This window comes from Herbaspirillum sp. 1173 (assembly GCF_031455335.1).
GTDB classification, from domain to species: Bacteria; Pseudomonadota; Gammaproteobacteria; order Burkholderiales; family Burkholderiaceae_D; genus Herbaspirillum; species Herbaspirillum huttiense.
Window position 1 is genome coordinate 19,714 of record NZ_JAVDSP010000005.1, and the last position, 12,533, is coordinate 32,246.

General features: G+C 64.9%; 11 protein-coding genes. 5 read left to right on the forward strand and 6 right to left on the reverse strand.

Annotation, left to right across the window (positions count from 1 at the left end):
* Positions 1-44 precede the first annotated feature (44 nt).
* From J2X56_RS16825 to J2X56_RS16835, 3 genes are read right to left on the reverse strand one after another with little or no spacing between them, the layout of a single operon-like run.
* Positions 45-965 carry an SMP-30/gluconolactonase/LRE family protein gene (locus J2X56_RS16825; RefSeq protein ID WP_310161057.1) on the reverse strand — a complete coding sequence of 307 codons (921 nt, stop codon included), beginning with the start codon at positions 963-965 and terminating at the stop codon, positions 45-47.
* On the reverse strand, positions 962-2,308 hold the full coding sequence (locus tag J2X56_RS16830) for an MFS transporter (protein ID WP_121040878.1): 1,347 nt from the start codon (positions 2,306-2,308) through the stop codon (positions 962-964). Before J2X56_RS16830 ends, J2X56_RS16825 begins: the two co-directional genes overlap by 4 nt.
* Before the next feature lie 11 nt (positions 2,309-2,319).
* On the reverse strand, positions 2,320-3,267 hold the full coding sequence (locus J2X56_RS16835; RefSeq protein WP_134134349.1) for an amidohydrolase: 948 nt from the start codon (positions 3,265-3,267) through the stop codon (positions 2,320-2,322).
* A gap of 127 nt (positions 3,268-3,394) precedes the next feature.
* Here J2X56_RS16835 and J2X56_RS16840 point away from each other — a divergent pair, with 127 nt between their 5' ends.
* Complete coding sequence (locus J2X56_RS16840) at positions 3,395-4,276, forward strand: LysR family transcriptional regulator (RefSeq protein WP_121040882.1); 882 nt, start codon at positions 3,395-3,397, stop codon at positions 4,274-4,276.
* A gap of 118 nt (positions 4,277-4,394) precedes the next feature.
* Here J2X56_RS16840 and J2X56_RS16845 read toward each other — a convergent pair whose 3' ends face one another.
* The 3 genes from J2X56_RS16845 to J2X56_RS16855 form a co-directional block, all read right to left on the reverse strand.
* Positions 4,395-4,892 carry an SgcJ/EcaC family oxidoreductase gene (locus tag J2X56_RS16845; RefSeq protein ID WP_310161062.1) on the reverse strand — a complete coding sequence of 166 codons (498 nt, stop codon included), beginning with the start codon at positions 4,890-4,892 and terminating at the stop codon, positions 4,395-4,397.
* A gap of 168 nt (positions 4,893-5,060) precedes the next feature.
* Positions 5,061-5,744: a response regulator transcription factor gene (locus J2X56_RS16850; protein ID WP_134134346.1), complete on the reverse strand. Its 684-nt coding sequence runs from the start codon at positions 5,742-5,744 to the stop codon at positions 5,061-5,063.
* Positions 5,745-5,756: 12 nt separating this feature from the next.
* The gene (locus J2X56_RS16855) at positions 5,757-7,385 is read right to left on the reverse strand and encodes a HAMP domain-containing sensor histidine kinase (RefSeq protein ID WP_310161065.1); all 1,629 of its coding nucleotides are present in this window, start codon (positions 7,383-7,385) and stop codon (positions 5,757-5,759) included.
* A gap of 155 nt (positions 7,386-7,540) precedes the next feature.
* Between J2X56_RS16855 and J2X56_RS16860 the strand changes: the two genes are divergently transcribed.
* From J2X56_RS16860 to J2X56_RS16875, 4 genes are all read left to right on the forward strand, one after another.
* On the forward strand, positions 7,541-8,560 hold the full coding sequence (locus J2X56_RS16860; RefSeq protein ID WP_310161068.1) for a GNAT family N-acetyltransferase: 1,020 nt from the start codon (positions 7,541-7,543) through the stop codon (positions 8,558-8,560).
* 307 nt (positions 8,561-8,867) lie between these two features.
* Positions 8,868-9,989: an alpha/beta hydrolase gene (locus J2X56_RS16865; protein WP_166675520.1), complete on the forward strand. Its 1,122-nt coding sequence runs from the start codon at positions 8,868-8,870 to the stop codon at positions 9,987-9,989.
* A 467-nt stretch (positions 9,990-10,456) separates the two neighbouring features.
* The gene (locus tag J2X56_RS16870; RefSeq protein WP_310161073.1) at positions 10,457-11,134 is read left to right on the forward strand and encodes a YitT family protein; all 678 of its coding nucleotides are present in this window, start codon (positions 10,457-10,459) and stop codon (positions 11,132-11,134) included.
* Between the two features lie 115 nt (positions 11,135-11,249).
* Positions 11,250-12,509, forward strand: a complete 1,260-nt coding sequence (locus J2X56_RS16875) for a nitrate- and nitrite sensing domain-containing protein (protein WP_310161076.1) — start codon at positions 11,250-11,252, stop codon at positions 12,507-12,509.
* Positions 12,510-12,533 lie beyond the last annotated feature (24 nt).

The following is a 12,533-nucleotide window of genomic DNA, read 5'->3' on the forward strand; positions in this document are numbered from 1 at the left end:
GATCCTTTGATGGAAGAATTGAAGATGCAGTCAGGGGACCACGCTCAAGCGTGGGAATACATGGGCAGGCCGGCCACCGGCACGTCGGCGCGCAGGATGGATCCGGTCTGGGATTCGGTGATGAAGAGGCTCTTGCCATCCACTCCGCCAAAGGCCAGGTTGGTGGTCGAGATGCCGGCCGTGGAGCGGATGCGCAGCAAGGGTTCGGCGAACTTCGACAGACGCCAGATGGAACCGAAGCCGGTGTGGGCGATGTAGAGGCAGCTCTCGGCATCCAGCGCCAGGCCATCAGGACCGGCCATGCCGCCGTGCAGGTTGGCGAACACGCCGACCTTGCCCACCACGCCGTTGTGATGCAGCGGGATGCGCCAGATCTGCTGTGCCCGCGTGACCGCCACCAGCAGGTGGTTCAGGGCCGGGTCATAGACGATGCCGTTGGGGCTGGGGATGGTGTTGATGAGGCAGGTCAGCTGGCCATCAGGTGCCAGGCGATACACGCGCCCGGTGGCATCCTGCATGCCGGTCTGGCCTTGGTCGGTGAAATAGATCTCGCCCTTGGGACCGAACACCAGGTCATTGACGCCCTTGAAGCCTTCCGAGCCAACCGTTTCCAGCAGCGGCGTGACGGTGCCGGTATCGGGATCGAGCTGCACCAGGCCGCGCTTGTAGTCGGTGATGACGATGCGGCCGCTCTTGTCGATCTTCAGGCCATTGGGCCAGCCGTCGTATTCAGTGACCAGTTCCCATTGGCCGTCCATGCTGATGCGGAAGATGCGGCCATAGGGAATGTCGGTGACGTAGAGCCGGCCCTGGCGGTCGAAGGACGGGCCTTCGAGGAAGGAATCGATGGGCAGGCCGCCCCGGTTGGCATCGCCCCAGGCATTCTTGCGGGGGGACCGGAAATGATCGGGCAAGCGCGTGAAGACGCTGGCTTCGACCGTGGGAGGCGGGGCAAAGAAGCTCATGCTGTTTCCTTGGAAGTGGAAGGGGCACGGGACGGATCACCCAGTGCCAGCGTGATGACGGCACCCAGCAGCAAGGCACCGGCCACGAAGATCAGCGGATAGGTAAAGCCCTGGGTGCTTTCGCGGATGAAGCCGATCACCGACGGGCCGACGAAGCCGCCCAGGTTGCCGATGGAGACGATCAGCGCCAGGCCGCCGGCGGCCGCGCGGCCGGTCAGGAAGCCCGAGGGAATGGCCCAGAAGGTCGCCTGGAACGACAGGATCGACGCCACCGCTATGGTGATGGCCAGCATCTTCAGCAGCGGCGTATGCAGGAAGGCCGAGATGGCCAGCGACAGCGCCGCCAGCACGATGGCCCCGGCCACGAAGAACAGGCGGTGCGCACTGCGATTGGCCAGGCGCGCCCACAGCGTCATGGCCACCGCGCCGACCAGGTAGGGAATGGCCGCCACCAGGCCGACCTGATGCGAGGGCAGTCCGAACTCGCGGATGATCTGCGGCAGCCACAGGCCGATGCTGAGCGAACCGATGATGCCGCAGAAATTCGCACCAGCCAGCGCAAAGACACGCCAGTTGGTGAAGGCATCCTTGAGCTTGTTGCCATGGCGGGCGGCCAGCACGTTCTGCTCGGTGGACAATTCGTTTTCCAGCCACTGCTTTTCAGAAGGCGTGAGCCAGGCCGCCTTGGACGGACGATCCGGCAGCAGGAACAGGCACAGCACACCCAGCAGCACGGCCGGCAGTGCCTCCAGCAGCAGCAATACCTGCCAGCCCTTGAAGCCCCACATGCCGTGCAATTCCATGAGCGCACCCGACAGCGGCGAACCGATGATGTTGGCCACCGGGATGCCGATCAGGAAAAAGGCCGTGGCCTTGCCGCGCCAGGCACCGGGGAACCACTGCGTGAAATACAGGTAGATGCCCGGCGTGAAGCCGGCCTCGGCCATGCCCAGCAGGAAGCGCGCCAGTGCAAAGCTCTTGGGGCCGACCACGAAGGCGGTGGCCATCGAGATCACGCCCCAGGAAATCATGATGCGCGAGATCCACATGCGCGCGCCGAAGCGGTGCAGTGCCAGGTTGCTGGGAATCTCGAAGAAGAAGTAGCCGATGAAGAACAGACCCGCACCCAGACCGAACTGCGAGGGCGTCAGGCCCAGGTCCTTGTTCATGGTCAGCGCGGCGAAGCCGACGTTGATGCGGTCCAGATAGCTGACCACGTAACACAGCAGGATGAAGGGGATGAGGCGGCGCATCACCTTCTTCATCGTGGCTTCTTCGCTGACGGCGGCGGTGAAGCCGGCTGCGGCAGCGTGCGCCGCGGCTTGGGTGGAAACCTGCGACATGGTGTTCTCCGTCAGAATTGGTAAAGGCGGGCGGGGTTGTCGACCAGCACGGTGCGCAGCATTGCGTCGGACCCCAGCCATGTCGTCATCACATCGAGCAGGCGCGCATCATCGGGCTTGTGCTGCTCGGTCGGATGCGGCCAGTCGCTGCCCCACACGACCTGCGACGGTGCGGTCTGCACCAGGGTGCGGGCCAGCGGCGCGACATCCTCGTAATCCGGCGCACCACGCTTGCTGTAGAGGTAGGCACCGGAAAGCTTGACGCTGGCGCGCTGCTCGCGCATGAGTCCCGTCACGAAGTCGAAGACCGGATGGCCCGGACCGGCCTGCAGGGGGATACGCGCAAAGTGATCGAAGACCAGCGGCACCGGCAGCGCCGACAGCAGCGCGCGATTGGCCAGCAGCACGTCATTGGGCATGTTGACCTGGAGATGCCAGCCCAGCGCTGCCACGCGGCGTGCGAGAGGTTCCATCATCTCCACGGTAGTGACCGAGCCCAGCGCCAGGTTGAAGCGCAATCCGCGCACGCCGGCCTGATGCAGGCGCTGCAGCTCGGCATCGCTGACCTGGTCATTGACCACCGCGACGCCGCGGGCAGTCGCACCCAGTTGCGCCAGCGCATCGAGGGTGCAGCTGTTGTCCACGCCATAGGCCGAAGGTGTCACCACCACGTTGCGCGTCGTGCCCAGCCGCTGCTGCAGGCGGCGATACATGGGGACGGTGGCCGGAGCGTGCAGCAGCTTGGCACCCGGTGCCCACGCGAAACGCGGGTCGTAGATGTGCATGTGGCAATCACAGGCATCGGCGGGCAGGCGGCTGGCGGCGTGTTGCGTGCCGGCGGAGTGGGCATAGGGCTCGGTTTGCGCACGCGCCAGCGGCAGCCGGGCGATGGCACCGAGGCCGAGCGCGAGCCGTGTACTGTGCCGCAGGAAAGCGCGCCGGGAAGGCAGGTCTTGCATCGTGCTGGTCTCCGTGTTGTCGTCGCCGCGAAGGGCGAGGGTTCTTGTTTGGAGGGCAGTCTACGTGCGGGGATATTTAATGTATATTTGCTTTTATTTTGTTATCCATAACTTTCAGGAATGAATCATGGACTTCCGCGATCTCAAGTATTTCGCCGTCATCGCCGAGGAAGGGCACGTGGGACGGGCGGCTGAGCGGCTCTTCAAGACGCAGCCGGCGCTGACCAAGTGCATTGATCGCCTGGAAGAACAACTGGGCGCACCGCTGTTCGAACGCGTGGGTCGCGGCATCCGTCTGACACCGGTGGGCGAGGCCCTGCTGCACCGCGCACGCCGCATCAGCCTGATGATGGACGAGACTGCACGTGAGATCGGCGACTACGCGCACGGGCGCGAAGGCAACATCCGCCTGGGCTGCATCCCGACCCTGGCCGAACACATCCTGCCGGGCATCTGCCAGCAGTTGCTGGCCGAGGCGGAGAAGGTCACGATCGATCTGAAGGTGTCGATGAACGATGCCCTGCTGGAGGGCCTGAAGGCGGGGGAACTGGATGTGGTGCTGGGGCCGATGATCCAGGATGACGAACTGTTTCACACCGAAGAAATCATGCGCGACGAGATGGTCGTCATGGCCAGCCCCAATCACCCCATCTTTGACCGCAAGATCCGGCTGCGCCATCTGCTGGAGTATCAATGGGTGCTGCCGGCGCAATCCGTACTGAGCCGGCAGTGGCTGGACAACGTCTTCGACCGTCATCACCTGTCGCGTCCGACGGTGCAGATCACCCCGACGGTGCTGAACATGATCATGCCGCTCATCGAGCGCAGCAATTTGCTGGGCTTTGCTTCCAAGCTGAACCTGCTGGCCGGACGCAATCACCTGCGCGAGGTGGTGCTGAAAGAAACCACGATGCTGCGCCGGATGGGATTGAGCTACCGGCGCGATACCTATCTTTCGCCGGCGGCACTGAGGCTGATCAAGATCATTCGCGGGACCACGCTGGACTGATGGGCAAGAGGCCCGCTGGTCCGCCCTGCGGCGCATGCACATTCCTTTCGTCTTGGCGATGACAGCAGGACGAACCAGCGCAGCGATTTATCGTGATCCGCTGACCCGGCAATGCGCCTCAGCGAATCGCCTGCTCCGGCATGGCCGAGGAGTGATGGTGGGCGATGAGCCACTTGCCGTCCTGCCACTCGTAGACATAGGTGTAGCGCGCCTGCACCTTCTTGCCATCGGCGAACTTGAAGGTATAGGTGCCGACGTCCTGGGCCACGTTGCAGCCGATCTTGACGATGCGGCTGTTGATCGTGCCTTGCGGACCGCTCTTGAGGAACTTCACGAAATAGTCGCGAATCTCGGCCGGGTTGGTGCGCGGCTGGTTGGAGACGGTCGGCAGCAGCACGCCGTCGGCAGCATAGTTGGCCACGACCTGGTCCGGATCACCCGTGCGCAGGGAGGCGTTCCAGCGATCGAACAAGGCTTCGATCTGCTTCGGGGTGGCGGCTGCGCAGGTGGCGCTGGCAGGCTGTGCGGCCGCTGCGGTCTGAGCCGCAGCCGGCAGGGCGGTGGCGATGCCAAAACCGGCCAGGGTCAACAGGGGGATGGCGATACGATAGTTCATCAGGTTTCCTCTCAGGGGGACTGGTTCAGATGCCGTCTCCGGCACCGCGCCACGAAAACGGCGCAACACCATTCTGGAGAGGCGAGATGAACCTCAACCCGCGATTTCCATGAAGGCTCGCTGAGCGGAAGATGAACGCAAGATGAACGGCGGCCGCTGGCCGGCCCTTCACGCAGGCTGGTCGTCGAGGCGATAACCGAGTCCGCGCACGGTCTTGAGCAGGGGCAGATCGTGGCCCTCGTCGATCTTGCTGCGCAGGCGGCGAATGTAGACGTCGACGATGTTGGTCAGCGGATCCTCGTTGGCCCCCCAGACGTTGGAGAGGATGCGCTCGCGGCTGTAGAGCCGGCCCGGTGCGCTCATCAGCAATTCCAGGAAGGCCAGTTCCTTGGCCGTGAGCGTGATGGGCTTGCCGGCGCGCGTGACCTGCATGCGCTCGCGATCGAGCACCAGATCGGCCACTTCCAGCACGGTCGCCACGGTGCGCTGCTCGCGTCCGCGACGCAGCAATGCCTCGATGCGGGCCAGCAATTCCTCGAAGGCGAAGGGCTTGGTGAGATAGTCGTCCGCGCCCAGGCGCAGGCCGGCGACGCGGTCGTCGACATCGCTGAGCGCCGTCAGCATCAGGATGGGGACGTGATTGCACTCGGCGCGCAGCGTCTGGCACAGTTCCAGCCCGGTCATGCCGGGCAGCATCACGTCCAGCAACAGCAGCGCATGCTCGCCTTCGCGAGCCAGCTGCAGGCCATCCGGCCCGGTGCGGGCATGCTGTACGCGGTAGCCTTCGGCACGCAGTCCACGCGAGAGGAAATCGGCCACGCGGGCGTCGTCTTCGATGATGAGGATGTTCATGGTGATGCAGGATCAGTGGTCTCGGCTGCCGGATACCGGTGCGGGATGGCGCGGCAAGTCGATGGTGACGCAGGTCCCCTCTCCGGGTGTGCTCTGCAAACGGATCTCCCCATGGTGCGCATGCAGGATGGCACGCGCGATCGACAGCCCGATGCCGGTCCCGTCGGCCCGATGCGCCCGCGCACGGCGGCCGCGCACGAAGCGCTCGAAGACCTGCGGCAATTCGTCGGCATCGATGCCGATGCCCTGGTCGGTGATCAAGATCTGCACCCGATCCGGCTGCTGCAGGCATTGCACGCTCACCACGGCCCCGCGCGGAGAATAGCGGATGGCATTGTCCAGCACGATGACGATGGCCTGGCGCAGGCGCTCCGCATCCGCCATCAGCCAGCAGGCATCGGCCTCCGGGAAAGGCAGGCGCTGCACGCTCACCTGATTGTCCGCGCCCAATGCTTCGGCAACGTCGGCCGCATCGGTGAGCAGTTCGTGCAGCTGGATGGGCTGCGGCTGCATCACGATCTGGTCGGCTTCGGCCTTGGCAATGAGCAGCAGGTCATTGATGCGGCCGGTGAGCTGCTTGCTGTCTTCGACGATGCGCTGCAGGGCCTGGCGATATTCCTGCGCCGGCTTGTCCGCGCCGCGCAGGGCGATCTCGGCTTCGCCACGGATGGCAGTGGTGGGGGTGCGCAATTCGTGGCCGAGATCGGCGAACAGCTGGCGTCGCCGCAGGTCGATGTGCTGCAGGGTTTCATGCGCATGGCGCAGTTCGCCGGTGCGCGCCTCCACGGCCTCTTCCAGCCGGCGCCGGGCGGCATCGGCATCGGCGCGGTGCTGCTGCAGTTCGGCGGCCATGGCATTGAAGTCCTCGGCGACGCGATCGAATTCATCGCCGGAACCGACCGGTACACGATGATCGAGCTGGCCCGCGCGCAAGGCGCGCACGCCGTCCAGCAAGCGTTCCAGCGGCCGTTGCAGGCGGCGTCCCAGGTGCAGCGCCAGCAGTGCCGCTCCCAGCAAGGTCATGATGACCATGAAGATGGCCTGGGTGCGTACCCGGTCCAGGCCGCGTTCGGTGGCCAGGCGCGCAATCGGCACCGCCTTGCGCTGGCGCTCGATGGCTCCGTTGAGCAGCTCGCGTAGGTCGCGTCCGCGCGCCATGTCGAAGACTTGATTGATCTCGCGCCAGACGCCCGAGAATTCGGCATCGCCCCGCAAGGGGGCCAGGGCCAGCAGGCGGGTCTGCACGGCGGCGATGTTGTCGCTCAGCAGGTCAGCCACCGACGCCAGCTGTTCGACATCGGCGGGGATCGGCACCTGGTCGCGCGCGGCGATCTCGGTCCACAGCGTGATGTCGCGCCGTGCCAGTTGCTGCAGGCGCGCGGCACTCTCCTGCATGCTGGCCAGCAGGCGGTCGCGTACCTCGGGCGAGGCATCGGCATCCATCAGCTGCTGCGAAGCCCACACGCGCAAGCGCTGCTTGTTGGCGGACAGTTCCAGCAGCTCGGACTGGATGTCGCTGGCCAGCCGGCTGTGCTGCGCATAGTCATTGACGCGGTTGGCACCCCAATAGACGAAACCGGCCTGCACGCAGACCAGCACGACCAGCAAACCAAAGGCGAGAGAAAGCCTGAGACGAAACATGAGCGATGCACGAGGAGGGGCAGGGAACGTGGAGTGTACACGGAACAGATCACCGCAAGATCACGGCTGCCCGCAGCCGGCACGCCAGCCCCGACACGGGTATGCTGATAGCCCCGCTACCACCTGACCGATGCCCGCGCCCCCGGTCCCGCAAGATGACGCGCTCTCCCCTGCTCCGCCTGGCCCCGCTGGCGCTGTTCCGGCAAACCCTCCCCTCGGATCTCGACCACCTGGTCGCCCTGCGCATCACCGCCATGCGTCCCAGCCTGGAGCAGATCGGGCGCTTCGATCCGCAACGGGCGCGCGAACGCTTCACCAGCGGCTTCGTGCCGGAAGTGACCTTCCACATCATGCAGGCAGGCCAGGCCGCAGGCTTCTTCGTGCTGGAGCGACAGACCGACAGGCTGCGGCTGCGTCATCTGTATCTGCATCCGGACTTCCAGCATGGCGGCCTCGGTGCGCAAGTCCTCAGGCGCATTCTGGCCGATGCCCGCCGCCATGGCTGCAGCGTGCAGCTGGCCGCCCTGCGCGACAGCCCTGCCAATGCCTTCTATCAGCGCCACGGCTTCGTGCAGGCCGGCGAGGGAGAATGGGACATCCTTTATGAGCATCCCCGGCCTGCAGACGCCACCGCAGCGCATGCACCTGAAGCTGGCGTCATACGCTGGCTGGAGCACGCCGACCTTCCCGCACTCGATACGATCCTGCGCCAGCATGTCCGCGATCTGCACGATGGCAGCGTGGTCGAGGTCGAGATCGCCGCCATCCGGCAAAGCATGAACGGCGAGCGGGATGCCGATGGGCGCTACCGCAGCTATCTGGTGGCGCGTGATGCGCAGGGCGTCGCGCTGGGCTGCATGGCGCTGTCGGGTCCGGATGCGCGCATCAGCAGCCATCTCGCACTGGATACGCAGGGACAAGGGAGCGCGCTCGAATTGCTCAATGTCTTCGTGCATCGCGACGCCATGCGCGGACGGGGAATCGGCCGTGCGCTTTTGCAAGCCGCCTGCGATGAGGCCCGTGCGGCCGGGGCCACCAAACTGGTCGTCAACAGCGGGCCGCGCTATCGCGCCAGCTGGGGTTTTTACGACCATCTCTTCGATGCCAGCCACGGAATGATGATGGATTACTACGGCGCAGGCCGGCATGCCAAGGTGTGGAGCATGGCGCTCTGAACAGCGCACGCATGGCCACTCCGATGGGGTGGTCGTCACAGCTGCAGGCGAACACACACCTCTATCCATTAGCCAGGCTAATAAGGTAATTAAGCATTGATTAGCTAGTCAGTCCTGCGGTCCCCTGACAGACTTTGTTCTGTCCCGGAGAGGTTCCCCCCTGACCGCCCGGGGCACATCACGGCGCATGGTCCGTATCCACCAGGACGACAGCCGCCGAGCCTCTGCCCGGCGGCTGGTGGGTTGCGCGCCGATATGAACTTCCTTTCCCCCTTGGCGTCCCGGGGGGCCATTGACCGGAAATGCAATGAACGAACCGACCCAATCCGCAGAAAACCCGCTCCGTCCGGAGCCGTCCACCGTGAGCCGCCGCGGCATGCTCAAGGCAGCTGGCGCCGGCCTTGCCGCCCTGGGAACCACCTTCATGACCACTGCCAACGCCCAATCCAGGCAAACTACTGCGCTGCCGTTCAGCGCTGACGGCACCCTGTGGGACAAAACCTTCGCGCGCAGCGACAAGGTCGAGCACCGCAAGGTCAGCTTCCGCAACCGCTACGGGATCGTGCTCGCAGGCGATCTCTATGAACCGAAAAACATCAGCGGGCGCATCGCCGCCATCGTGGTGAGCGGGCCATTCGGCGCCGTCAAGGAGCAATCCTCCGGACTGTACGCCCAGACCATGGCCGAACGCGGCTTCGTCACGCTGGCCTTCGATCCCTCTTTCACCGGCGAGAGCGGCGGCGAGCCGCGCAATGTCGCCTCGCCCGACATCAATACCGAAGACTTCAGCGCCGCCGTCGACTTCATCGGCCTGCTGCCCCATGTCGATCGCCAGCGTATCGGCATGATCGGCGTCTGCGGCTGGGGTGGCATGGCCCTCAATGCGGCCGCTGTAGACAAGCGCGTCAAGGCGGTGGTTGCCAGCACCATGTACGACATGACACGCGTGCTCTCGCGCGGCTACAACGACAGCGTCACGCTGGCCCAGCGCACGGAGCTGCTGGAGCAGCTCGGCCAGCAACGCTGGAAGGATGCCGAGCGCGGCACGCCGGAACATGGTCCGGTCATGAACCAGCTCAAGGGCGGCGAGCCGCCATTCCTGGTGCAGTATCACGACTACTACCGCACCCCGCGCGGCTTCCATCCGCGCTCGGTGAATTCGAATGCCTCGTGGACCAGGACCATGCCGCTGTCCTTCATGAACATGCCCATCCTCAGCTACATCAAGGAAATCTCTCCGCGCCCGCTGTTGCTGATCCATGGCGAGAAGGCACACTCGCGCTACTTCAGCGAAACCGCCTTCGCCGCCGCCGCCGAGCCCAAGGAACTGATGATCATCCCGGGGGCCGTACATGTGGACCTGTACGACCGTGTCGACCTGATTCCCTTCGACAAGCTGACCAGCTTCTTCCGCACGCACCTGGCCTAGCCGCTGCAGGCGATCAGGGGTGCCACATCAGTGCCCTGATCGCTTTCTCCCTCCTTCTTCGGGCCACGCAGAGTGCGCTGGCCCGATCCACGTTGCCTGTGCGGTGAGACTCATGCGCCCGATCGATGAACGCAAGTGGATTGATCTGTAGCGCAGATGAATGCCAACGCGCCAAAGACCCGTCATCTTCCCTCCTGCGGCCAATTCCTTGCACCAGCAAGGTGAATCCTGCTGCCTTGCTGCTCTTTTTTGCATTGGCACATTTCCTGCTAGCCGAGAAGTGTTGCAGCAGCGCCGCGCCGCCTCATCCGGCGGTCGCCGCACTGCAACAAATCCATTACCATGCGCACCTGCGGCGGCTGTCGGCGATTGAAGGCAGCTGCACACTGATGACTGGGTCAGCTTACCCGCCGGCCTGGCCATTGACGTGACGCGTTCGTTATCCACGATTGATGATTGGTATTGCCATGACGACTTCCACTGCGGATTCCTCGCCCTCCTCGCCGATTGCCTCCGCGCCTCCTGCGCGCGCAACGGCTCCTGCCACCCCGGCCGTGCGCCACAGCTGGATCGACAACCTGCAGGGCCAGCTCTTCGGGGTGGTGATGATCGCCTTCGGCATGTCCATGCTGCACAGCCTGGGCCTGATCATCGGCCAGATCGCCGGCGTGGCCTTCCTGGTGACCTATGCCACCGGGATCAGCTTCGGCATGGCCTTCACGATCATCAACCTGCCCTTCTACCTGCTGGCCGCCTTGCGCATGGGCGCGGCCTTCACCTGGCGCACTCTGGCGGCCGTCACCGCCGTGTCGGTCCTGACCAACGTGGCTGGCAACTACATCAGCTACAGCCATCTCGATCCCGCCGTCGGTGCCGTGCTGGCCGGCCTGTGCGTGGGCATTGGCCTGATCGGCCTGTTCCGCCACCAGGCCAGCTGCGGCGGCATGAGCATCCTGGCTACCTATGTGCAAGAGCGCACCGGCTTCAAGGCCGGCTGGCTGCTCATGGGTTTCGACCTGGCGCTGTTTGCGACGGCGGCGCTGTTCCTGCCGATGGATCGCGTGTTCTATTCGCTGGTCGGCGCCATCACGATGAACCTGTTCGTGGCGTGGAATCATCGCTACGAGTGGTATATCGCCCGCTAGCGCTGGCAGGGGAAGCGCCGGGCGGGGCGATTCCATTACAATCCGGGACATCCATGCATCGCACGAATCTTGCTCGCGATGCGGCCAGCCATTGTGATTCTTAGCCCTGCCCGCCATGAGCCAAGTCCTGAACTACCTGATCACCGCCCGCCGCTGCGAAGCGGAAGAACTGCAACGCCTGGCACACACCTGCCAGCTGGTACTGACCGTGGGCAAGCTCATCCATTGCCTGCAGCAGGAACGCGGCCTGTCCAACATCTATCTCGGTTCGCGCGGCGAGCGGGATGCGCAGGCCTGGCAGGAGCGCGTGGCCGCCAGCCAGGCGGCCCAGTGCGAGTTCGACACCTGGCTCGGCTCCACCGTCCCCGACAACGCCCTCTCCAACGGCGCTCGCCTCTACACCCGCATCGCCTTCGCCCTGCATGCGCTGGACGGGCTGCCCAAGCTGCGCGCCGATGTGGCCGCACTGGCCTGCACCCCGGCGGCCAGCTACGAGCGTTTCAAGACCGTGGTGGGTGCCTTGCTGGCGCTGGTATTCGAAGCCGCTGACGTGGCGGTGGATCCGCAGATTTCGCGGTTGCTGGTGGCGCTGTTCAACCTGATGCAAGGCAAGGAATTTGCCGGCCGCGAACGGGCCGCCGGCGCTGCCGCCTTCGTCACGGGCAAGATCACGCGCGAACAGGAACAGACCATCGAGACCCAGATCGAGATGCAGGAACAGGCCCTGCGCCGTTTCGAATCCTTCGCCGAAGGCTTCCGCAATGAATGGAGCGCCATGCAGGCCACGCTGCCGCTGGCCGATCTGGAACGCCTGCGCCGCAAGCTGCTCACCGCCCACGGCCGGCCGCTGGATCCCGAGCTGGCCGATGCCTGGTATCAGTGCTGCTCCACCCGCATGGATGGCCTGCATCAGGTCGAGATCCATCTCGCGCAATACGTGCAGTCGCAATGCCAGGACAAGATCCGCGAATTGCAGAAGGACCTGGACCATCAGGGCCAGTTCTTCACGCAGGCCGATGACCGTGATCCGCTGGCCTCGCTGACGGCCTTCGCCTCCGGCCTGGATGGCCAGCCGTTGCCGGACGGCTCGCTGAGCGCGGGCGTGGGCCCGCACCTGACCCAATCCATCGTCGACATCCTGCGCACCCAGTCCGAACGCCTGCAGAACCTGACCCAGGAACTGGCCACCGTGCGCGAGAGCCTGGAAGAACGCAAGCTCATCGAACGCGCCAAGGGCGTGCTGATGATGAAGCAGGGTCTCAACGAAGAGGCCGCCTATCGCCTGCTGCGCAAGCATGCGATGAACCAGAACCGGCGCATTGCCGAAGTGGCGCAGGCGATCCTGTCGCTGACCGAGATCCTGCCGGACGCCTGATCCGGCCTCCCTGCCCTCGCTCTT